The 21036-nt window shown below is 64.1% G+C and carries 20 protein-coding genes; 7 read left to right on the top strand and 13 right to left on the bottom strand.

Annotated features, from left to right (window positions below):
- The first annotated feature begins 18 nt into the window (after positions 1-18).
- A complete protein-coding gene (locus M2267_RS07105; protein ID WP_429113532.1) occupies positions 19-564 on the top strand; it encodes a hypothetical protein in 546 nt (181 codons plus the stop codon).
- A 38-nt stretch (positions 565-602) separates the two neighbouring features.
- Here the strand turns inward: M2267_RS07105 and M2267_RS07100 are convergent, their stop codons facing one another.
- Entirely contained in the window at positions 603-1028 is a 426-nt protein-coding gene (locus M2267_RS07100; protein ID WP_429113530.1) for an N-acetyltransferase family protein, read from the bottom strand.
- 300 nt (positions 1029-1328) lie between these two features.
- On the opposite strand from M2267_RS07100, the gene M2267_RS07095 reads away from it, so the two are divergent.
- A complete protein-coding gene (locus M2267_RS07095) occupies positions 1329-2819 on the top strand; it encodes a DUF1254 domain-containing protein (RefSeq protein WP_429113529.1) in 1491 nt (496 codons plus the stop codon).
- 91 nt (positions 2820-2910) lie between these two features.
- On the opposite strand, the gene M2267_RS07090 is transcribed toward M2267_RS07095, so the two are convergent.
- Together M2267_RS07090 and M2267_RS07085 are read right to left on the bottom strand one after the other, a co-directional pair.
- Complete coding sequence (locus M2267_RS07090) at positions 2911-3708, bottom strand: hypothetical protein (protein WP_429113527.1); 798 nt, start codon at positions 3706-3708, stop codon at positions 2911-2913.
- Between the two features lie 142 nt (positions 3709-3850).
- Positions 3851-5515 (bottom strand): arylsulfatase, encoded by a 1665-nt coding sequence (locus M2267_RS07085; RefSeq protein ID WP_429113525.1) that lies wholly within the window; start codon positions 5513-5515, stop codon positions 3851-3853.
- Positions 5516-5826: 311 nt separating this feature from the next.
- Between M2267_RS07085 and M2267_RS07080 the strand changes: the two genes are divergently transcribed.
- Complete coding sequence (locus M2267_RS07080; RefSeq protein ID WP_192446611.1) at positions 5827-6297, top strand: group III truncated hemoglobin; 471 nt, start codon at positions 5827-5829, stop codon at positions 6295-6297.
- 52 nt (positions 6298-6349) lie between these two features.
- Here the strand turns inward: M2267_RS07080 and M2267_RS07075 are convergent, their stop codons facing one another.
- The 5 genes from M2267_RS07075 to M2267_RS07055 form a co-directional block, all read right to left on the bottom strand.
- Complete coding sequence (locus M2267_RS07075) at positions 6350-7270, bottom strand: DMT family transporter (protein ID WP_429113522.1); 921 nt, start codon at positions 7268-7270, stop codon at positions 6350-6352.
- Positions 7267-7788: a MarR family winged helix-turn-helix transcriptional regulator gene (locus M2267_RS07070; RefSeq protein ID WP_429113520.1), complete on the bottom strand. Its 522-nt coding sequence runs from the start codon at positions 7786-7788 to the stop codon at positions 7267-7269. The genes M2267_RS07075 and M2267_RS07070 overlap by 4 nt, the downstream gene beginning before the upstream one ends.
- Positions 7789-7868: 80 nt before the next feature.
- Complete coding sequence (gene recX / locus M2267_RS07065; RefSeq protein ID WP_429113518.1) at positions 7869-8429, bottom strand: recombination regulator RecX; 561 nt, start codon at positions 8427-8429, stop codon at positions 7869-7871.
- A 301-nt stretch (positions 8430-8730) separates the two neighbouring features.
- On the bottom strand, positions 8731-9501 hold the full coding sequence (locus M2267_RS07060; RefSeq protein WP_429113517.1) for a siderophore-interacting protein: 771 nt from the start codon (positions 9499-9501) through the stop codon (positions 8731-8733).
- A gap of 264 nt (positions 9502-9765) precedes the next feature.
- Positions 9766-10995, bottom strand: a complete 1230-nt coding sequence (locus M2267_RS07055; RefSeq protein WP_429113515.1) for a PLP-dependent aminotransferase family protein — start codon at positions 10993-10995, stop codon at positions 9766-9768.
- Positions 10996-11454: 459 nt separating this feature from the next.
- On the opposite strand from M2267_RS07055, the gene M2267_RS07050 reads away from it, so the two are divergent.
- Complete coding sequence (locus tag M2267_RS07050) at positions 11455-13086, top strand: arylsulfatase (protein WP_429113513.1); 1632 nt, start codon at positions 11455-11457, stop codon at positions 13084-13086.
- A gap of 226 nt (positions 13087-13312) precedes the next feature.
- On the top strand, positions 13313-13762 hold the full coding sequence (locus M2267_RS07045; protein ID WP_429113511.1) for a hypothetical protein: 450 nt from the start codon (positions 13313-13315) through the stop codon (positions 13760-13762).
- A 125-nt stretch (positions 13763-13887) separates the two neighbouring features.
- Here the strand turns inward: M2267_RS07045 and M2267_RS07040 are convergent, their stop codons facing one another.
- Positions 13888-14550 carry a LysE family translocator gene (locus M2267_RS07040; RefSeq protein ID WP_429113510.1) on the bottom strand — a complete coding sequence of 221 codons (663 nt, stop codon included), beginning with the start codon at positions 14548-14550 and terminating at the stop codon, positions 13888-13890.
- Between the two features lie 228 nt (positions 14551-14778).
- On the opposite strand from M2267_RS07040, the gene M2267_RS07035 reads away from it, so the two are divergent.
- Positions 14779-15378 (top strand): class I SAM-dependent methyltransferase, encoded by a 600-nt coding sequence (locus tag M2267_RS07035; protein WP_429113509.1) that lies wholly within the window; start codon positions 14779-14781, stop codon positions 15376-15378.
- 45 nt (positions 15379-15423) lie between these two features.
- Here the strand turns inward: M2267_RS07035 and M2267_RS07030 are convergent, their stop codons facing one another.
- Complete coding sequence (locus M2267_RS07030) at positions 15424-16665, bottom strand: RDD family protein (protein ID WP_429113508.1); 1242 nt, start codon at positions 16663-16665, stop codon at positions 15424-15426.
- 631 nt (positions 16666-17296) lie between these two features.
- Here M2267_RS07030 and M2267_RS07025 point away from each other — a divergent pair.
- The gene (locus tag M2267_RS07025) at positions 17297-18817 is read left to right on the top strand and encodes an arylsulfatase B (RefSeq protein WP_429113506.1); all 1521 of its coding nucleotides are present in this window, start codon (positions 17297-17299) and stop codon (positions 18815-18817) included.
- Positions 18818-18849: 32 nt separating this feature from the next.
- Here M2267_RS07025 and M2267_RS07020 read toward each other — a convergent pair whose 3' ends face one another.
- The 3 genes from M2267_RS07020 to M2267_RS07010 all read right to left on the bottom strand — a co-directional run bounded on the left by M2267_RS07020 (position 18850) and on the right by M2267_RS07010 (position 20944).
- Positions 18850-19143, bottom strand: a complete 294-nt coding sequence (locus tag M2267_RS07020) for a hypothetical protein (RefSeq protein ID WP_429113504.1) — start codon at positions 19141-19143, stop codon at positions 18850-18852.
- A 182-nt stretch (positions 19144-19325) separates the two neighbouring features.
- Positions 19326-19985 carry a L,D-transpeptidase gene (locus M2267_RS07015; protein ID WP_429114507.1) on the bottom strand — a complete coding sequence of 220 codons (660 nt, stop codon included), beginning with the start codon at positions 19983-19985 and terminating at the stop codon, positions 19326-19328.
- Positions 19986-20029: 44 nt separating this feature from the next.
- On the bottom strand, positions 20030-20944 hold the full coding sequence (locus tag M2267_RS07010; RefSeq protein ID WP_043616378.1) for a glycine betaine ABC transporter substrate-binding protein: 915 nt from the start codon (positions 20942-20944) through the stop codon (positions 20030-20032).
- Positions 20945-21036: the final 92 nt, after the last annotated feature.

The following is a 21036-nucleotide window of genomic DNA, read 5'->3' as shown; positions in this document are numbered from 1 at the left end:
GCCAGGAGGCAGAAGACGATGTGCACCATCTGCTCACTGACGATCGAGTTTGCCGTGGAGCACCCGCAGGCCCTTGCGGTTGCGGTGGCGACACGGCAGGCGATCGAAACCGGTCTTCTGCCGGAATTCGACCCCAACCGGGAAATGGACATGGCACAGTCGCGTCACCACGCGACTGTGCTGCTCACCACCATGCAGCAGCGCCTTGAAACGGTGCTGCCGGCATCGCGCCTCATGCGGCTGCCGAGCTTCTACGTCCTGATGATCGAAAGCAGGACCTGGGGCTATTTCCATCCGACCTCGGGCGGCTTCGACCCGCGCGCCAACCCATCGCCCCCGCGCATCGTTGCCGACGAAAACAACCTTCGCGACGCGATCGTCGTCCTGTCGCAGGCGGCGGCCGAGGAGATAACGCCGGGCCGCCTGCCCTTCGAGCAGGCGCTTGAGACAGGCGTCGCCGTCATCGACGCGCCGGATGGCGAGGCGGCGCTGATCCACGCGGCACTGGCGATGGCCTATCCGGTCGACCAATTCAGCGATTTCGTCTGTACGGAAGTCGCGTAGGGAAGGCTCGGCGACCAGCTCTCGCCGGCCACCCCAGATCACGACCGGCTTAAGGGGCTGTAGAACACGATCTCCGGATCGTTCTCGTCGAGATTGTCGATGTAGCCGCTTGGCCGGAACCCGGCTTTGACCAGGAGGTCCTGCATCCGGCGGTTCGACATGTTTGTCGAACTGAAGAGTTTCGCGCCCGAAGACATGGATCGAAAATGGGCGATCAGCGCCGCACCCAGCCCACGCCGGCGCCAGGACGTCCCCACCATCAGCATCTCGATGAAGGCATGGCCGAAGAAGTGGTGCGTCAGCACGCCATAGGCGGCAACCTCCCCTTCGATCTCGATAAGATGGCAGCAACCCGTCTCGATCCAGCCGGCAATATCGGCGCGTCGCCTCGGGTCTTCAGCAGCGATCGTGTCGATCGCGCAGAGCGCAGCGAGGTCATCCGTGACCGCCAACCGAATTTGCATCGTCCAGCTCCCGCAAGTTTCGCGGGAAACTAGGGGGATTGCCCGGCCCGTGCAATCGGTGAAACCGCCCCGCCTTTAACGCGGCCATTTACAGTTACGTACTTACCGTTCGGCGATTTTCCTGCGCCTATTGGCAACGTCAACAGAATGAAATCACGCCCGCCGACCCGGTTACGCCAACGGCGTGTTTCGGCGAGGCCGTGAGGGCGCCGTCGCGGCGCCAGTGAAACCAGGATGCTTCCAACGGCGGTTTTCCTTCGCCTCGGTTTGCGAGAGGCCGCCCAGCCAGAGGAGAAGAGGATGACCCGCCGTTTCGCCTACCTTGCGGCAGCAGCGACCGCGCTGACCACGATCGCCTTGACATCGCCGGCGATCGCCCAGGACGCGGTGGAGGCGCCTCCCCTGGTCGAGCAGATCAACAACGGCAAATGGCTGGACCAGGCGGAGGCCGAAAGCCTGCTGGACGAACTCTTCTACCAGCGCGCCATCCACGCCTACATGACCATGCTGCCGGCGCTGAACGTGATCGGCATGCGCGACGGGTCGGAGGCCGAATTCGGCAAGGGCTACAACGTGCTGCCGATCTGGAAGGACCGCATGGATGCGCGCGCCTGGGTGCCGACGCCGAATGCCGACGTCATCTATTCGATGAACTATCTGGACCTCAAGGAAACCGGGCCGCTGGTGATTGCAGCACCGCCGAACGTCATCGGGATGTTCACCGATTTCTTCCAGCGCACCATTACCGACGTGGGCGCGATCGGCCCGGACCGGGCGCGCGGCGGCCTCTACCTGCTGTTGCCGCCGGGCTATGACGGCGAGGTGCCGAAGGGCTATTTCACCTTCACCTCATCGACCTACAACGTCTTCCTGTTCTTCCGCACGATCATGGGCAAGGGCGAAAACGGGCCGGATCCGGTGCCGGCCGTCGCCAACGCCGAACAGACCCGCATCTATCCGCTTTACGCGACCGAAAAGGACGCCAAGCCGATGGACTTTCCGAACGGTTCGGGCAAGCGCATCAACATGATGTACCCGGTCGACAGCACCTACTGGACCAAGCTCAAGGATTTCGTCGACTACGAGCCGGTCTCGGCTATCACGCCTGAGCTTCGCGGCGTGCTGGCCTCCATCGGCATCATCAAGGGCCAGCCGTTCAAGCCGACCACAAAACAGCAGGCGCTGCTCAAGAAGGCGGTCGAGACCGCGCCGCGGATGATCATGGCGCTGCGCCAGAGCGGCCGGCCCGACGGACGCAACCTCTATTACAAGGACCGGCAGTACGAGAACGTCTGGGCCGGCTCGACGGCCGAGTGGTTCCAGGAAAGCTATCTCGACGTCAATCAGCGTGCCGGCTTCTTCCAGGTCGCCTATTCCTCGGCACCGGCCATGGCCATGCACACGATCGATTCCGGCTCGAAATATCCGACCGCGCTTCGCGATGCCGATGGCGATTTCCTCAACGGCTCGAACGGCTACAAGCTGCACCTGCCGCCAAACCCGCCGGCCAAGCTTTTCTGGGCGGTAACGGCCTACAATGTCACTGACGGCACGATGGTGGAGACGCCGAAGCTGCTGCCCTCGATCAATGCCTTCAACAAGGTCAAGGTGAATGAGGACGGTTCCGTCGACCTCTATTTCGGGGCGAGCAAGCCCACCGGGGCCGAAGACAGCAACTGGATCCAGACGGTGCCCGATCGCAACTTCATCGCCACAGTGCGGCTCTATGGAACCGGTGTCGAATTCTACGACCAGACCTGGAAGCCAGACGATCTGGTGAAGGTGAAGTAACGGTCAAGCCAACGAGTGGGAGCCGCGCACCGAAAGGATGACGCGGCTCCGTTTCCGTCGACAACCTGCGCGCAAGTCCATCCCGCCGACATCACTGCGGCGCGCTGCTCCCGCTGAACCCCTGCCGCGTCCACTGATAGACGGACGTATCCGTGCGGAAGTTGCCGACCCTGGCTGAGGCGAGATCGAGAATGTTGACGATGATCGCCGTCCAGACCAGCGTCAGGAGCACGATCAGGAAGCGCACCGGCCTGCCCTTGAGGCCGAACTGGTAGCCGAGCGCACCCATGCTTAAGACCATCACCCCGATCAGCAGCCAGAAGATCTGCCATGGCAGGCGGATGCCGAGCGCGTAGCGTTCGGCGGTGCTCGCGTCGAAGGTCTCGTTGACGGCCGACATCAGCGATGCCGAGACGGCGTCCGGGTCCTGCTGGACGATCGTCGTCACCCGCTGCCAGATCTGCTGCTGCAGCTTGGAGGTGTCACTGTTGGCCTTGGCAAGCGCATCGCTGTTGCGCCCGGCGCGCACGAAGTCCTCGCGCGCCTTGGTATAGTCTTCGAGCAGCTTGGCGATATCGAGCGCTTCGGGCGTACCGATCGCCTTGGCCCGCAGCCAGGCGGTGCCGATGGCATTGGCCTCGGCAAGCGTGCCCTGCCGGCGCTCCGTGAAGCGCGTGGTCGAGAACGAAAGCGTCAACGCCAGCACGAAGGCCAAGAGCCCGAGCATGCCGGCGACGACCACCCCGACGTTTTCGATCTGGCCGCCGGCGCGCTCCTTGCTGCGCACGCCGAAGCGATAGCCGATTTCGTGGGCCGCAAGCTGGCCGACCAGCAGGACGGCAGCAAAGGCGGGAATGCTGACTTCGGCAAGCGAAATGAGGAAATCCATGGAAGTCCCGGATCATCTGAGGTGCGTGCTGCGCGCAGCGGGACGGCGATCCAGATCGGGGCGATCGGTGCCCTGCCAGCCGCTGGGGTCGTCAAAAGAGTCCCCGCCGCCAGCGCATGCCAGCGGCGGGGGTCTCGTGCAGTTACCGCGGAGCGAGGCTCTCCAGCTCGCCGAGCCGCTTCATCGCGGCCTGCTGGGCCAACCAACCGTAGTTGATGCCGCTGGCATTCAGCGTGCTGCCGGCCTGGTACGGGTAATCGTTGAAGTCGGCGAAGAACTCCTTGATCTTGCCCTGGATCGGCACCAGCAGCCACATGTTGCGGGCCAGGAACTCGATCGCTCCGCCGCCGTCCTCCATGCCGCGCTCATAGGGATCCATGCGCAGGTTGGCGATGACGGCCCAGCTCGGCACCTCACGAGTAGCCGTGGCGATATTGCCGTGGCTTGCCTGGGCGAAGCTCAGCTTCCAGTCGTTCCAGCGGATGGCGTTGAGATTGCCGCCCTGGTCGAAGTAGTAGACCGAGTCACGCGGCGGCGTCTTCGCCTCGCCCTTCAACATGCCTGTCAGGTCGTAACCGTCGAGATGCACCTTGAAGGTCTTCGACGTGCCCTTGAAGCCCTTCTTCATCTCTTCCTTGACGTCGGCGATACCGGCGGCCGTCGCGAAAGTCGGCAGCCAGTCCATCAGGGTCACAGGGTCGTTGATCTGCGTGCCCGGCTTCACCACGCCCGGCCAGCGCACCATCATCGGAATGCGGAAGCCGCCTTCCCAGGTGGTGCCCTTCTCGCCGTGGAACATCGTCTGCGCACCATCCGGCCACAGCGCCAGTTCGGCACCGTTGTCGGTGGTGTAGAGCACGATGGTGTTGTCGGCGATGCCGAGATCGTCGAGCTGCTTCAGGAGCTGGCCGACATGACCGTCATGCTCCACCATACCGTCGGCATGGATGCCTTTGCCGGTCTTGCCCATCGAATCCGGCTTCAGGTGCGTGAAGACGTGCATGCGGGTCGAGTTGAACCAGCAGAAGAACGGCTTGTCGGCCTTGACCTGCCGGTCGATGTAGTCCTTGGCGGCTGTCAGGAACTCCTCGTCGATCGTTTCCATGCGCTTGGTGTTGAGCGCGCCGGTATCTTCGATCTTGCCGTCGGCGCTCGACTTGATGACGCCGCGCGGGCCGAACTTCTTCTTGAACTCCGGATCCTTCGGATAGAAGTAGCCTTCCGGCTCTTCCTCGGCGTTCAGGTGGTAGAGGTTGCCGAAGAACTCGTCGAAGCCGTGGGCTGTCGGCAGGTGCTCGTCGCGGTCGCCGAGGTGGTTCTTGCCGAACTGGCCCGTCGAATAGCCCTTGGTCTTCAAGACGTCGGCGATCGTCGGCATCCAGTCCTGGATGCCATGCGGGTCGCCCGGCATGCCGATCGTCAAGAGCCCGGTGCGGAACGGCTCCTGGCCGAGGATGAACGAGGCGCGTCCCGCCGTGCAGCTGTTCTGGCCGTAGCTGTCGGTGAAGATTGCACCCTCGGCGGCAATGCGGTCGATATTGGGCGTGCGATAGCCCATCAGCCCCATCGTGTAGGCGCTGATCTGCGGAATGCCGATATCGTCGCCGAAGATGACGAGGATGTTCGGCGGCTTGCCGCTCGAGGAGGATGAGGATTGCGCCTTGGCCGGGCTTACCGAAGCAGCGCCTGCCACCAGCGACGCGGCCGCAAAAATCGTTCCGCTGAGGAGGAGGTCGCGGCGGCTGACATCCGTCACCCCATTCTCGGCCATCGCGGGCGTGGCCTTGCTATCGTCATGCATGCTCATCGTATTCTCCTTGTTAAGGCGATCGGAAATGCACTGCTGTCGAGGACCGGGCGAATGATGCGCTTGAGGGGGCGGGTGTCCAAGTACGTAACAGTTACGATGTGCCGCTCCGCAACCGTTACTGCCCCGCACGGTTCGGGCAATCCGTTGCAAGGCCGGGTGAGCGGCCCTTGGAGAATTCGGCCGGCGCCATCCTGACAGATTGCCGCAACCGCCCCTTTCGCCTCTGGCGCGACAGCCCCGCATGCCTATATGCAAGGCGCCAAATACAAGCACGCGGACGCAAGGCTACTTAGACCAAGGACATCGGGATGGACGACAACGACTTGCAGGGCCGCGCCGCCCATGTCGCGGCGATCCGCGAGCGAGCGGAAGCCGAGATGAAGGCAATCGGCATCGATGCGGCCTTCATCGACCGTCTCGTCGAGACCTTCTACGCCCGGGTGCTTGCCCATCCCGAGCTCGGCCCCGTCTTCGACGCCAGGCTTTCCGGCCGCTGGCCGGAGCATATGGAAAAGATGAAGAGCTTCTGGTCGGCCGTGGCCTTTCGCAACGGCGCCTATGGCGGCAAGCCGGTGCAGGCCCATGTCGGCGTCGCCAACATGACGCCGGATCTCTTCCCGAAATGGCTTGATCTCTTTTCCACGACGCTCGACGACATCGCCCCGAACGGCGAGGCCAAGGCCTGGTTCATGGCCACGGCCGAGCGCATCGCCCGCAGCCTGACGCTGTCGCTGTTCTACAATCCGGCGATGGACGATCCGGCGCTGAAGCGCGGATAGTCGCGGCGGCTCTTGCGCCGCCGATACCCGTGTCCCCGCGCTTGCATCGGTGTCACCTGCGTGAGACCTGCGATGCGACGGCGACCGAGGCGATGATGATGAGCGTGCCGATCGCCTGCCACGGCGTCACCGCTTCGCCGAGGAAAAAGGCCGCGCCGCCGATGCCGAAGACCGGCGTCAGGGTCAGGAACAGCGCGGCCGTGCTCGCCGGCAGGCGCTTGAGACCGATCAGATAAAGCCAGAAGGCAAGCGCGTACTGGACGATGCCCGACACAAAAGCGAGCGCCAGCATGCCCGCCTCCGCAGCGGCCAGGTCCTTGCCGATCGCCTGGGGTGAGACCCAGGCGAACAGGAAGACCAGCACGAAGATGAGGCCGACGGACTGCTGCAGGGCCGCGAGCACCAGCGGATCGACCTTGGCGACGAGCCGGCTGCTTGACACCACGTAGAGCGCCGCAAACACCGTGCCGAGAATGACGAGAAGGTCGCCGGCCGGGCTAAAGCCGCTGCCGGCGCCATGCGCGCCCGTGACGATCGTAACACCGGCCATCGCCGCAAGGATCGCAAGCAGGGTCGGCAGGCCGACCTTCTCGCGAAACAGGAGCCAGGCGAGCAGCGCGATCAACAGCGGCTCGGTGGTGGCGATCAGCGAGGCATTGCCGGCCGTCGTCAGGAGCAGGCCGAAGGTCCCGAAGACATAGGCAAGCCCCGGTTCGAGCACACCGCTCAGCGCCGCCAGCCGCGTATGGCGATCGAAGCGCAGCTTTTGCCGGGAGGCGCCGACGGCACTCCAGAGAAAGGCGACGCTGGCGCCGAGCTGCAGGCTGACCAGCAACGCCGGCGAAAAGGCCGAAAGCGCGCCCTTCGACATGACGGTGGCAAAGCCCCAGCAGGCGGCGGACAGCACCATGGCGGCAACGGCAGCCCCAAGCCCGAGCTTGCCGGCAACCGCCTCCTGTCCGTGCCCGGTCACGGCCCGGCCTCTCGGGCGACCGCGACGCGCTCGACCGGACAGATCTCCGGCGTGCAGACGGTCTCGTCGCAAAGCCGGCAGATATGGTCGGCGCTGCGGCGGTTCGCAGTCAGCGCCGCCAGCATCGTCTCCACCATCGGTTCGAGATCGATCTGCTGCCACGGATCGAGTGCAGCGACCGCCTTTTCGACCGCCCTTCCGCGGGCATCGAGTATATCGCTGCGCAGGGCCATGCCGGCTGCCGTGAGCGATAGCGCGACTTGGCGCTTGTCCTCGCCCCGCCCCCGCTCGATCAGCCCCTGGGCCACCAGCCGATCGACCGAGCGCACGGCAGCCGATTGCGTAAAACCGATGATCGGCGCCAGCGCGCCAACCGACATTCCCTGGTGATAACCGACCGTGATCAGGGCAGCGGCGTCGCTCGGAACGACGCCGAGCTTTTCGCAGGCGCTGACCTGGGCATCGGCGAGAGCCGTGCCGAGTGCCGCGACCAGATTGATGAAACGAGCCGATGTCATATTAAATGAATGACTCATTCATATGTCTATTTTGGGGCGTGGCCGTTCGCAGCTCAGACGGCAGGAACGGACCCTTGAGGTCAGAGCGAGCGGCCGGAGAACAGAATGTCCTCGGCCTCGTCGATCGACATCGCAAAGACCCGCTTGCCCAGTTCGAAGCCGAAGCCGCCCCGGGCAAAGGCCGAAAGCTCCTTGGCCGTGCGTTTCTCGTCGAGCGGCGCCTTGCGGAACGGCCCGAAGGCGCGCTTTCTCGCCAAGACGACGGCCGCATAGAGATCGTCGGCTTCCGCCACCGCCGCAGCGACGGCATCCCGCGCGACGCCCTTTTCCGACAGCTTCTGGGCGATCGCCCGCTTCGACTTGCCGCCGCGCATGGCCGAGCGGGTCTTGATCTCGGCGTAAGCTTTGTCGTTAAGCGCGCCGTTGTCATAGGCAAAGGTCACGGCGGCAGCGGCCAGCAGTTCCACCTGGTTGACGCTGATATCCTCGAACTTCTCCCGCGCCTTGCGCGAGATGGCGTCGAAGAGCTGCTTTTCCGTCAGCATCTGCCGCGCCAGCCGATAGGCGGCCGAATTGCGCGCCCAGGCATACATGCGCGGCGTCGGCTGATCGGATTGCGCTTGATCGTCGATGAGGTCCAAGCCTGCCCTGCCCTCGAAGTGAACCACGGGTGGCAGCCGTCGCTCCGCAGGATCGGATCGACGTCGCCCAAGCAAGCGAAATGAGCTGACTCTCCGCGACAAGGCAACCGCGCACCCGGGCAACCGAACGGTTTTCCCGGCCTTGTTCTGCCGGCCCTGCTCTGTCGGCATCAGCGCGGCAGGCGCCCCTTCGGAAAGGCGCGCCTGAGACAGACGCGGGAGGCCCGCGCGGATCTTGCGATCCGCCGGTCGAGCGTTCCCGTCGCGATGCCCTGAAAAGGGCACCCGAGCACGGGATGGTCTATTCAAACTTCTCGGTGCTGTCGGCCTTGCCCTTCACCCAGTAGCCCGAGGCTTTCAGCCAGGTGAGCGGCAGGCCGCGCTCCTCGACGAAATGGGTCCGTATCGCCCGGGTGACTGCGGCTTCGGCCGCGATCCAGACGAAGGTGCCGGGCTCCAGCGCCACCTGACGCACGACGGCAAGCAGCGCTGCGGGATCGTGCGCTTGGCCGAGCGGGCGATAGGCCCAATGGGTGGTGAGTGCCGCCTTGGTGCGGAATTTCTGCCGCTCGTCCAGCCCAGTGACCGCGGCGATGCTGGTGATCTGATGCCCCGCCGGCGTCTCCTCGATCCGCCGCCCGATCGCCGGCAACGCCGTCTCGTCGCCGATCAGCAGCCATCGCGTGAAATCTCCAGACACGACCGCCGAACCGCGCGGCCCGCCGATCTCGAGCTTGTCCCCCACGGACGCCGCCATTGCCCAGGCGGTCACGGGGCCTGCCTCGTGCAACGCGAAATCGAGCGCCAGCACGCGCGCGTCGGTGTCGTAGCGCCGTGGCGTATAGTCCCGGCGCTCTTCGGTGCCGTTTGCGCCGGGCACGAAGATCTTGATGTGGTCATCCGCCCCGAGGCTGACGAAATCGGCGAGATCGTCGCCGGAAAGCGTGATCCGCAGCATGCCGGGCGTGACCCGCTCGATCGCGGAAACGACGAGCGATCGGCGCTTCAGCTCGTGGCGAACACGTTCGATACGCGGCGTCGGGAGATGGGAATATTTGGGAGAATTGTCCATTTGCATCCTTTGGAAGGCCTTGAAAGCTCGATCCGCAGGACACAGTCGCGCAGATCGAAGCCGCTTCTGGCCGTTCGATCATACGCGTTGAGTGACGTTAACGCTTACGTGGCCGGGCGTGCCCGGTCATGTCCGTCCTGTCTATCGGAAGGCCCCGCTTCGATCAATGCGTCATCTTGACTAAAAGAAGAAGGTTTTACCAGCCAAAAGAAAAACGCGCCCGCCGGAGCGAGCGCGTTCGACAATTTCCGGAAAGCCGGTGCCTTAAGCCGCCAGCGCCGCGACTTCGCCACGGATAAGGTCGCCGAGACGGCGGATGCCCTCGTCGATCATCTGGTCGTTGGCGCAGGAGAAGGAGACGCGCAGCGTGTTCTCGCCCGAGCCATCGGCAAAGAAGGCGCGACCGGGAACGAAGGCGACCTTGGCCGTCTCGATCGATTTTGCCAGCAGTGCGGCGCCATCCATGCCCTTCGGCAGCGTCACCCAGACGAACATGCCGCCTTCCGGCTTCGTCCAGGACACGCCCTCGGGCATGTATTTTTCAAGCGCTGCGAGCATGGCCGTGCGGCGTTGCTTGTAGACCCGGTGGATCTTGGCCACCTGCTGGTCGAAACCGCGCTCGGCAACGGTGCAGATCGCCATCTGGTTGATGGTCGAGGAATGAAGGTCAGCTGCCTGCTTCAAGAGCACGAGCTTGCGGATCACCTTTTCCGAGGCGCAGACCCAGCCGACCCGAAGGCCGGGGGCGAGTGTTTTGGAGAACGAGCCGCAATAGATCGTGCGGGTTTTGTTGATGTCGCCCTTCTCGGCGATTTCGAGCGCCAGGATCGGCGGCACCGGCTCGCCGTCATAGCGCAGCGACTGGTAGGCAGCGTCTTCGATGACGGCAATGTCGAGCTCTTCGGCAAGTTCAAGCACGCGCTCGCGGCCGGCCCGGTCGACGGTTTCGCCGGTCGGGTTGGCGAAGTCAGCCGAGAGATAGGCGAACTTGACGCGGCCGCCGGCATCGGTTGCCGCCTGGCGGTAGGCTTCCGGCGTGCGGTTGCCGTTGGGGTTCAGCTGGTCGTAGGTCGGCTCGTAGGCGTTGAACGCCTGCAGCGCGCCGAGATAGGTCGGCCAGGTGACGAGCGCCGTATCGTTCGGCGACAGGAACAGCTTGCCGAGATAATCGAGGCCCTGCTGCGAGCCCGACGTGATGAAGATGTTGTCGGCACCGGCGGGGATGCCGATCTTTTCCATCTCCTTGGCGAGCCATTCGCGCAGCGGCTTGTAGCCTTCGCTGACCGAGTACTGCAGCGCAGCACTTACGGCCGGACCGGAAAAGATCTCCGCATAGGCGTCCTTGAATTCCGCATCCGGGAACAGCGCGGGATCGGGAATGCCGCCGGCAAAGGAGATGATGTCGGGACGGTCGAGCAGCTTCAACAGTTCGCGGATTTCCGAGGCGCGCATCCGGCTCGAGCGCGTCGCGAAGATATGTTCCCAATCCAGCATGGGGTGTTTCCTCAGAGATTATGTGCGGAAAGCGGTTCTCCGCTTCCTCCCGCGTCATTCTAGAGCGCCGTGCGTTCGCTTGAACGCACAAAGGACGCTCTGGTTTTTGTTCTAGAGCATCTTTCCGCCTCGAGCGATCCCCCTTGGAAGCAGGATACCCTGGACGGTGAAGCGACAGGACCACGACGACCAATTTATGTCAATATTATTGACCTAATTCCGTGCCTTTTTCGGGCTTTTCGACCCTCCGCACGTAGCGTCCAGAGCCTGACGCAACGTCAGTCCGAGGCGAATGCCACGCGCCCCACCGCAATGCAAGCGCAGCGTAACAGTTAAATTCTTGCCGCCGGCGGCAACCGGGCGCAGAGTCCCGCCCGACCGATTGTCGTTCACCAGCTCAATCCCGATAGCCTGAGTTTCGTTAAGCCTCGACCCTCTGACGATATGGAGCGATGTGCCATGACCAAGCATCCGGTTTCCGATCCCGAACCGACAGATCCCCAGACCGAACCGCATTTGAGCGTCAGCCGGCGCGATCTCCTGCTTGGCGGCAGCGCGCTCGCCGCAGCCGCCCTCACCGTTTCGGCCCCCGCCGTGCACGCCCAGCAATCGGGCACGCCGGCCACGGGCAACAGCGGCAAGCCGAACATCCTGATGATCATGGGCGACGATATCGGCTGGCTCAATCCGAGCATCTACCACCGCGGCATGATGGGCTACCGCACGCCGAACATCGACCGCATCGGCAATGAGGGCGCGCTCTTTACGGACTGGTATGGCGAGCAGAGCTGCACCGCCGGCCGCGCCGCCTTCATCACCGGCCAGTCGCCGATCCGCACGGGCCTGACGAAGGTCGGCCTGCCCGGCGCCGATCTTGGACTGCAGCCGGAAGATCCGACCGTCGCCGAACTCCTGAAGGCGCAGGGTTATGCCACCGGCCAGTTCGGCAAGAACCACCTGGGCGACAAGGACGAATTCCTGCCGACCGCCCACGGCTTCGACGAGTTCTTCGGCAACCTCTACCACCTCAATGCCGAAGAGGAGCCGGAGAACCCGGACTATCCGAAGAACCCGGAATTCGCCAAACGCTTCGGCCCGCGCGGCGTCATCCATTCCTATGCCGACGGTCGGATCGAGGACACGGGCGCCCTGACCAAGAAGCGCATGGAGACGGTGGATGCCGAGTTCCTGGCGGCAGCGCTCGATTTCATCGACCGGCAGCATAATGCTGAGAAGCCCTGGTTCTGCTACTTCAATTCCACCCGCATGCACATATTCACGCACCTGAAGGCCGAATCCCAGGGCAAGACCGGCAAGGGCCTCTACCCCGACGGCATGGTCGAACATGACGGCATGGTCGGCGAACTCTTAAAGAAGCTCGAGGATCTCGGCGTGCTCGACAACACCATCGTCGTCTACACCACCGACAACGGCGCCGAGGTGATGAGCTGGCCCGATGGCGGCACGACGCCCTTCCGCGGCGAGAAGGCCACCAACTGGGAAGGCGGCTACCGCGTGCCGATGCTGATCCGCTGGCCGGGCGTCATCAAGCCGAACACGGTCTATAACGACATGTTCTCGCACTACGACCTGATCCCGACCTTCTGTGCGGCGGCCGGCGAACCGGATGTCGTCGCCAAGTGCCTGACCGGCTATCAGGCCGGCAGCAAGACCTTCAAGGTGCACCTCGACGGCTACAACCTGATGCCCTTCTTCCGCGGCGAAGTCGCCGATGGCCCGCGCCGCGACTTCCTCTACTGGAACGACGACGGCGAACTGGTCGCGGTCCGCGTGCTGGACTGGAAGCTCAACTTCAAGATCCAGGAACACACCGGCATCGGCGTCTGGCAGCGCGAGTTCACCAACATGCGCATCCCTCTGATCTTCAACCTCAGGGCGGATCCGTTCGAGCGCGGCCCGGAATCCTTCGAATACGACCGCTGGATGGCCGAGCGTGCCTTCATCCTCGTGCCCTCGCAGGCACTCGTCGCCAAGTGGCTCGAAAGCTTCAAGGATTTTCCGATCCGCCAGAAGCCGGCGAGCTTCAACCTCGACGAGGTGATGGGCAAGCTGTCGAACGCGAAGCAGTAGAGAGGATGCCCTTTGCCGCCGCCATCTCGCAGGGCAGCGCCTTGCGGGATGGTCTTTCCTTGCCTTTCGACCGGATGGTTCAGCCTGCCCGATGCTGTGCCTTGCGAGGCTTTCCGAACGGGCCGGCCGCTGCACCCGGTGCCCTGATAATCCGAAGAGGCAAATTGCCGGGGGAGAGGCCGAAGCGTAAAATCCCGCCCCTCAATTCGACCGGAGGGACTAGGCTATGAGCAGACTGTTTATCCTGTCGGCTGGCACCATCCTGGCGCTGGCACAATCGGCGTTCGCAGCACCCGCGGCGCCAGAGACGCAACCCCTCAAGATTGCCAAGGAGTGCAGCCAATTTACCGGCGACACGCCGAGCTTCTGCACCATCACGGAATCGAACCTCGAAGCGATCCCGGCGGGCACCAAGATCCTCTATTATGGACCGGTGGTCGCCAATCCCCTCTTCTCCAGCAGCACTGCCGTCATCTCGGTTGGAAACGGTGACTCGGCGGTCGGATATTGCGTCGTCTACGATACGGCCAAGCCGCCGCTCGGCACCTGCGCGTTCCATGCCGGCAGCGGCACGCTCGCCGGCTTCCAGGCGATCGTGAAGGTTACGGTCGACGACAAGCAGATCTGGCACTGGGACGGGGACTACGTGCTCGGAACCACCCAGGCGGCCAAGTGACACCGTAGATATTGCCGGCTCCACACCCGGCCGATCGACACGACGCGGCAGAGGGCCTGGGCACTCTGCCAACGCGGTACGTCATTCAAGCGCTGTCCCCGCCACCAGCGGGGGCAGGCGCTGCTTTACGTTCTGACCGCTGGCGCGCCGGCGTTGCCTGTGAAGAGGAGCCGGATGCCGAGCGCCAGCATGACGGCACCGGTAAAACGCTGCTGCCAGACGAGCAGCCGCGGAAAGCGATAAAGCGCCTGGCCGACTGTTCCCGAGGCGAGCGCCACCGAACCGAGCGAGAGGATGCCAGCGAGCTTCTGCACGGTGCCAAGCACGGCAAGCTGCAGCCACACGGGGCCGGCGGTCGGATCGACGAACTGTGGCAGGAAGGCGAACATGAAGAGCAGCGACTTCGGGTTCGTCAGGCTGTTGATCGTTCCCTCGCGGACCGCGCGCCAGTCGGAAACCTCGGTCGCCGCCAGTCGCTTGGCTGCACCCGCATCGCCGAAACTCGACCAGACCATCCGCGCGCCGAGATAGAGCATGTAGGCCGCCCCCGCCCATTGCAGAAGCATGAGCCCGGCGGGATAGGCCTTCAGCAGCGAGGCGACACCGAGAACGAGCAGCCCCACCTGCACGACGCCGGCGACGAAGATCATGCCGACCACCGTCAGCAGCGCCACCCGGCGCCCCTGCCCGATCCCGCGGGCGAGCACCAGCATCATGTCCGGACCGGGCGTGATCTCAAGAACGAAGAGGGCTGCAACGAAGGTCAGGAGAACGGGGAGATCGGCCATTGAAGGTTCCGGCTAAGCACAATTGCCACATGCTTATCCGGAAGCGCCCGGTCTGTCGATCAGCCCTTCTGCGCGCGGCACCTCGACATTTCTGCTCCGCCTGTCACCATCTTCGTCTAGTCTGTTGCCGGGCTTCGCGGACGAGAACGGTCAGTTGCCGGAACGGATCTTTTCGCGGCCACGGCAATCGCCCTTCCCACGCCCGCCACCAACGCCCAGAAAGCATCGATGACAAAACCCGACGACGATACCCTCGCCTTCTATCGCGACAATGCCGCCACCTATGCGGCGCGCGACCGCAAGCCGCCGCAGGCGCGTCTGGCGGCCTTCATGGCCCGCCTCGCTCCCGGGGCTTGCGTGCTCGATCTCGGCTGCGGCGGCGGACATGACAGCCTCGTCCTGCTGGAGCATGGCTTCGACGTCAGCGCTTGCGACGGCTCGGCGGAACTGGCGCGGGAAGCGGAAGCGCGCATCGGCTGCAAGGTCGAGGTCATCGCGTTTCAGGAGATCGTTTGGGAAGACCGGTTCGACGGCATCTGGGCCGAGGCCTCGCTCCTGCATGTGCCGCGCACGGAGCTCGCCGACGTGCTCACCCGCATTCGCCGGGCGCTGAAGCCGGGCGGCCTGCTGCAGGCGAGTTTCAAGGCAGGCGAGACGGAAGGCCACGACCGCTTCGGCCGCTACTTCAACTACCCCTCAGCCGGCTGGTTGCGTGCCTGCTTCGAAGACGCCGGCTGGCCCGAAGTCGACATCGGCGAGGCCGACGGCGGCGGCTATGACGGCGAGCCGACCCGCTGGCTGCATGTCGCGGCGAACCGCGCGGACTGAAGCGCATTCAGAGAGCCGCCCGCGCGCCCGCGCCGCCGAACTCCGCTACTTCGTCGTCGCAAACATGGCGTCGACAAACCGTCTCTTCTCCGCCTCCTGCTCAGCGGAATTGCCGCGGGTGTAAACCAGCGTTCTCCACGCATCGCGACCGCTGACGGCGACCGTCACTTCAACAGACGTGTCCTCTGCGCTCACTGCCTTGCCCGTTGCCCTGAGGCCTGCCTGAAGGCCCGCCATGTCAAAAATAGTGACGGGCTGCCAGCCGGTGGTGATATCGACCTCCTCGCGGAGCACTTTCTCGAGCGCCTCCGCATAGAGGTCCGCTCCAATGCCATCCGAAGGCAACTGTTCGTGCCCGAAAAGCGCCTCGGAGAGAAGTTCGTCGGAAACGAAGTAGAAAATCCGACCGCTATTGGTCTCAAGTTCCTCTGGCTTCCAGGACCTCCCGATCGTCGCCACACGCTGGGTCATAGGGTTGGACCAGCCCTGAGTGGTCTTTAGGTTGCTCTCCATGGCCCGCTCCTCCGCTTGCAGCGCGAAACTACCGATGAGGAGAGCGGCCGCCACGACCAGGGTCACCCCGAACCGAAACTGCGAGGGATCGGCGACAACGACGGGGTTCCCGCTGTCGTAGCTTGCGGGTTGCCCAAGAGAGACGCGGCGGTGCTGTCGGATCTGGGTGAAGAGCGCGATGATCGGAATGCCCAGCCCGAGGCCGATAACCCATACCTTGAACTCCCTTACGAGGAAGAACAGGGCACGGTTGCGACCCGCAGGCACCGGGACGCGCACACCCGCGATCGCCTTGCCCGGCGTCGTCCCCGTGATCGTCATGCTAAGCGCCAGCACCAAAGCGACAAGCGGCAACAACATCAAGCCGAATAGAACGCCATTTATGGAGACGATTTGCAGGTAGATGTTCGGCGCGTAGATAACGGCCAATAGCCCGATACCGAATCCGAGCAGCGGGGTGAATAGAAAATTGTCGATGAGGCGCGCCCAGAACCGTGGCCAGGGCCGGGAATTGCGGATCAGTCCGGGCTGAACGGCTGGTTCATCGACGATGGGTTCGGCGACATCCGCCTCGGCTGCGGTCGCCGAGATGGGTGGCGGCACAAAGGCATCGACAAGGTCTGGATGGGATCCGGCCGCCTGCCGTTCCTCCAGACCTTCGCGCCACACAATGGTTTCTTGCGTGATCCTGCCATCCCGAACAAGCGCTCGGAGATCGTCGTCATCGACAGGACCGTGTTGATCCGGTCCGGTCAAATAGTACCAAACTGCCATGCTGCTACCCCTCGACTGAGCGTCTCAGGTAGCAAACACCTTCACAGCCGTAAAGTTGTGCAGATAGAAAATGAAAATAGCCAGGAGTTGTCGCCGTTCGGAGGCGCCACGACGGCTGGCATGACGCGCATGCCTGGCGTTTTCCGACCGCTCCGGGTCTGCAATCACCCCGCCTTCGCGACCGCAGTCCTCAGGCCTCGCGGCTGAAGTAACTCAGGATCAGAAGCGTGCAGATCGCCGCAACGATCAAGGCGTCGAAAAGTGCAAAGTGCTCGAAGAACGAGGGCATGGCATTTCCTCCTTCCAACTAAACCTATGAGAGCACATATTTCCAAAACTTGGAAGAAGTTTTGAAAAATATACTGATCAAACAACGCAATTAATCAAAATACTATTTGCACTGCAGCATTATTTATCTGCACTGCACAAAGCTTAATCCCATGAAAATTATCGACCTCAGTGCCACGACAGCTCTTTGATGCAGCCGTCGATAGGCCGTCCGAGACGCGGCATTTCGCCCCTTCGCCACCACGACAATGTTAATTGACGGCGCTACCGGAAGATGCAGATATTAGCTATATCGAATAAAAAGATCCGCCGTCCGGCCGGGTCGCATTTCCAGGGGGTGCGCATGTCTGAACTGCAAGCGAATAACGCCCGTGCAAACGCATGCGGCGACAAGACGGCTGGCGCGGATCCGCAAGCGGGCCCGACCCGGCGCGACGTTCTCATGAGCGGTGCGGCGCTTGCCCTTGCCGCCGGACTGCCGGCGGGCCTTGCGGCTCTTGCCCCGGATGCGGCGCAAGCAGCCGGCACGACGGCGCCGAACATCGTCTACATCATCGCCGACGATCTCGGCTGGGGCGATGTCGGCTTCCGCGGCTCGGACATCAGGACGCCCAATCTCGACCGGCTGGCGGCCACCGGCGTAACCTTCGACCAGTTCTACACCCAGCCGATGTGCACGCCGACGCGCGCCGCCTTCCTCACCGGCCGTTACCCGTTGCGCTATGGCCTGCAGACGGGCGTGATCCCCTCGCCCGGTTCCTATGGCCTGGCGCTCGACGAGTATCTGCTTTCCCAGGTGATGAAAGACGCCGGCTACCGGACGGCGCTCGTCGGCAAGTGGCATCTCGGCCATGCCAAGCCGGAATATTGGCCGAAGCAACGCGGCTTCGACACCTTCTACGGCGCGCTGGTCGGCGAGATCGACCACTTCAAGCACTCTTCCCATGGGGTGAAGGACTGGTACCGGGGCAACAGGCCGATCGAGGAGACCGGCTTCGACAACACACTGATCGGCGACGAGGCGGCCCGGGTGGTCGAAAGCCACGATCCCGCAAGCCCGCTCTTCCTCTACCTCGCCTTCACCGCGCCGCACACGCCCTTCCAGGCGCCGGACGACGCACTCGACCGCTACAAGCACATCACGGACAAGAACCGCCGGGCCTATGCGGCGATGGTCTCCGTGCTCGACGACGGCATCGGCAAACTGCTGGCGTCGCTCGAAAAACGCGGCATGCGCGACAACACGCTCATCGTCTTTCACAGCGACAATGGCGGCGTGACGAGTTCGCTCTTTGCCGGCGACAGCAAGGTGAACGGCGAACTGCCGGCCGACAACGGCCATTACCGCGACGGCAAGGGCACGCTCTACGAGGGCGGCACCCGCGTGGTGGCGCTTGCCAACTGGCCGAAGAAGATCAAGCCCGGCAAGGTCGCAGGCATGGTCCACGTGGTCGACATGTATCCGACGCTGGCCGCGATCGTCGGCGCGACGCTCGACAAGAACCAGCCGCTCGACGGCATCAACCTGTGGCCCTCCTTGAGCGAGGGCAAGCCGACGCCGCGCACCGAGGTGGTCTATAACGTCGATCCCATGGGCGGCGCCGTGCGAAGGGACAACTGGAAGCTCGTCTGGAAGGCGACGCTGCCGCAAAAGGTCGAACTCTTCGACCTTGGCGCCGACCCGTCCGAGGCACATGATCTTTCGGCCGACTACGCCGACCGGGTGCGCGACTTCCAGGACTGGATCACCAGCCTTGCGGTCGAGATGGACCAGCCGCTGCTGCTGATGGAAGCGGCGCGCCTGACCTTCTACGCGCCGCCCGTCGTTGCCGATCCCTCGACGCTGTTCAATCTCGGTGATTGACGGCTGGCGGCATGGCCGCGGCCGAGTTGTCGCTAGACCGGCGTGACCGACTTCACGCTGCCGGCGGTATCGACGATGCAGGTGAACTTGCGGCCGGCGGCGTCGAGGTCGACGCTGTAGGAAGCGGCATCGAGCGCGCGCGAACTGGTCGGCAGTACCTTTGTGCTGTCGACCTGGGCGGCGCCCGCCGCGGCATGGGCGCAGAGCAGTTGCAGGTCGGCCGGCGCCGTCTGCAGGCTGGTGCGGGCCATGTCCTCGGGCTTGGGCGCGGACTGGCAGCCGCTGATCGCGGCCGTGGCCGCCAGTGCCAGAACAAGGCTCTTCATACGCAATATCCCCTCGCTCACCACGTATCCTCCCCTTCGGATCTTCTGTCCCTGTTCCTTCGCGCGATCGGCCACGCGTGTCCCCGGCAGCCGATCGGTTCCATCCTGGCGCCCGCAAGGCGCCTGCCCCCACAAAGTGCCTGCGCCGGCGCGCCGCTCCCAAGCGGCCTGCCTTGCTCTGCTCAAACGCCCTTGTAGAGCGCTGCCCCCTGCATCAGCACGATCACCTTGGCGCCGATCTCGATGCGCGAATGCAGGTCGATGACGTCGTCATTGTTCATGCGGATGCAGCCGGAGGAGACGTCGAGCCCGATCGTCCAGGGCTCGACCGTGCCGTGGATGCGGTAGATCGTGTCCTGGTCGCCCTCGTAGAGGTAGAGCGCGCGGGCGCCGAGCGGATTGTCCGGCCCGCCGGGCATGCCGGCCGCCCATTTCGCCGCATTCGGGTCGCGCGCCACCATCTCGGCCGGTGGCGTCCAGGTCGGCCATTCGGCGGTGCGCCCGACGCGCACGATGCCGGCCCAGCCAAAGCCTTCGCGCCCGACGCCAATGCCGTAGCGGATCGCCTGCCCGCCGGGCTGGACGAGATAGAGAAAGTGCTGGTTGCCGTCGATGATGATGGTGCCCGGCTGTTCCGCCGTGCGGAAGGTCACCACCTGGCGGCGGAAGGCCTCCGGCAGCTGGTTGTTGCGGGCGAAATACTGCCGCGCTTTCTTCTTGTCGTAGTTGACCCATTTCTTGGTGCGGGCGTCGTAGATCTGCGTCTGCGCCCAGGCGGCAAGCGGCCCGAGCGTCAGGGCAGCGGCAAGCACCGCTATGCCGAACCTGCGCCGCGTCCACATCGGCCGGTCCTTGCCGGCAGGGCGATTGTCGTCAGAACGTCCGCTCATGGCTTGGCCCACCCGTCGATGCGCGCCGCGTTGTCTTCGGCCCATTTCTTGGCGTAGTCGGCCGGCGCCTGCCGCTCGACCTCCAGCGCGTAGCTCATCTTGGTCACTTCCTCCGGCGAAAAATCCACCTTCTCCAGGAACTTCGCCACGTCAGGGTGTTTCTTGCCGAAGGCGGTGGCATAGGCGATCTGGAAATGCGCCGCCTGCCAGGCGGTCGAAGCGCTGGATTTCGACACCCAGAGCGGATCGCTCGGCGGCAGGATCTTCCACTTGGCGGCATCGTGCGGCGGCTCTTCGAGCCGTGCGATCTGGTGCAGCTCGAAGACGTGATGCGGCGCGTAGCAGTAGAAGACCATCGGCCGCTCTGTCGCGACGGCCGCGTCCACAGCCGCCATCGCCACCTCCTCTTCCGCCTCGAACAGCGTCAGCGTCTTGTCGTAGCCGTAGCCGGCCGCCCGCGCCCGCTCGATGCCGGTTGAAAGCCAGGTGGCGGCGCCGATCCACATCTCGCCCTTGCCGTCGCCGTCGGTGTCGAGGATCTTGGTCTTTTCCGGGTCGCTGAGATCGGCGGCCGACTTGATCGTCTTGGCCGCTTCCGGCGTGGCGCAAAGCCCCTGCCAGGCCGGCACGCTGCGCTCGGTCAGTTGGCCGACCTTCTTGTCGGTCACGTATTTGCGCACGACGTCTTCGAAGTTCGGTCGCCAGACTTCCGGCTGGATGTCGACCGTGCCCGCTTCGAAACCAACGAAGGCATTGAGCGTGCCGAGTTCCTTGACCTCGGCGTCGAGCCCGAACTTCTTGGCGATGCCCACTTTCAGGATATTGGCCGTTGCCTGGCCCGACGGCCAGTTGGGCATGGCGATCACCAGATCGGCGGCAGTGGCGGGCAGCGCCACGGATGCGGCCAGCATGGCAGCCAGCAGGGCTGGCAGAAACCTCGACTTTTCCTTCACAATCCCCTCCGGCCTCGAGCAAACGATGCGAATGACGTCGTGAATGCGTA

Origin of the sequence: Ensifer sp. KUDG1, assembly GCF_050434285.1 — a bacterium.
Lineage (GTDB): Bacteria > Pseudomonadota > Alphaproteobacteria > Rhizobiales > Rhizobiaceae > Ensifer.
The sequence above is the reverse complement of the archived record's forward strand: the minus strand, read 5'-3'. Positions and strand labels throughout refer to the sequence as shown.

Coding starts and splice junctions, on each gene's coding strand:
- M2267_RS07105 (WP_429113532.1), top strand. CDS start 19: ATGTGCACCATCTGCTCACTGACGATCGAGTTTGCCGTGGAGCACCCG.
- M2267_RS07100 (WP_429113530.1), bottom strand. CDS start 1,028: ATGCAAATTCGGTTGGCGGTCACGGATGACCTCGCTGCGCTCTGCGCG.
- M2267_RS07095 (WP_429113529.1), top strand. CDS start 1,329: ATGACCCGCCGTTTCGCCTACCTTGCGGCAGCAGCGACCGCGCTGACC.
- M2267_RS07090 (WP_429113527.1), bottom strand. CDS start 3,708: ATGGATTTCCTCATTTCGCTTGCCGAAGTCAGCATTCCCGCCTTTGCT.
- M2267_RS07085 (WP_429113525.1), bottom strand. CDS start 5,515: ATGAGCATGCATGACGATAGCAAGGCCACGCCCGCGATGGCCGAGAAT.
- M2267_RS07080 (WP_192446611.1), top strand. CDS start 5,827: ATGGACGACAACGACTTGCAGGGCCGCGCCGCCCATGTCGCGGCGATC.
- M2267_RS07070 (WP_429113520.1), bottom strand. CDS start 7,788: ATGACATCGGCTCGTTTCATCAATCTGGTCGCGGCACTCGGCACGGCT.
- M2267_RS07060 (WP_429113517.1), bottom strand. CDS start 9,501: ATGGACAATTCTCCCAAATATTCCCATCTCCCGACGCCGCGTATCGAA.
- M2267_RS07055 (WP_429113515.1), bottom strand. CDS start 10,995: ATGCTGGATTGGGAACATATCTTCGCGACGCGCTCGAGCCGGATGCGC.
- M2267_RS07050 (WP_429113513.1), top strand. CDS start 11,455: ATGACCAAGCATCCGGTTTCCGATCCCGAACCGACAGATCCCCAGACC.
- M2267_RS07045 (WP_429113511.1), top strand. CDS start 13,313: ATGAGCAGACTGTTTATCCTGTCGGCTGGCACCATCCTGGCGCTGGCA.
- M2267_RS07040 (WP_429113510.1), bottom strand. CDS start 14,550: ATGGCCGATCTCCCCGTTCTCCTGACCTTCGTTGCAGCCCTCTTCGTT.
- M2267_RS07035 (WP_429113509.1), top strand. CDS start 14,779: ATGACAAAACCCGACGACGATACCCTCGCCTTCTATCGCGACAATGCC.
- M2267_RS07030 (WP_429113508.1), bottom strand. CDS start 16,665: ATGGCAGTTTGGTACTATTTGACCGGACCGGATCAACACGGTCCTGTC.
- M2267_RS07025 (WP_429113506.1), top strand. CDS start 17,297: ATGTCTGAACTGCAAGCGAATAACGCCCGTGCAAACGCATGCGGCGAC.
- M2267_RS07020 (WP_429113504.1), bottom strand. CDS start 19,143: ATGAAGAGCCTTGTTCTGGCACTGGCGGCCACGGCCGCGATCAGCGGC.
- M2267_RS07015 (WP_429114507.1), bottom strand. CDS start 19,985: ATGTGGACGCGGCGCAGGTTCGGCATAGCGGTGCTTGCCGCTGCCCTG.
- M2267_RS07010 (WP_043616378.1), bottom strand. CDS start 20,944: ATGCTGGCCGCATCCGTGGCGCTGCCCGCCACTGCCGCCGATCTGGTG.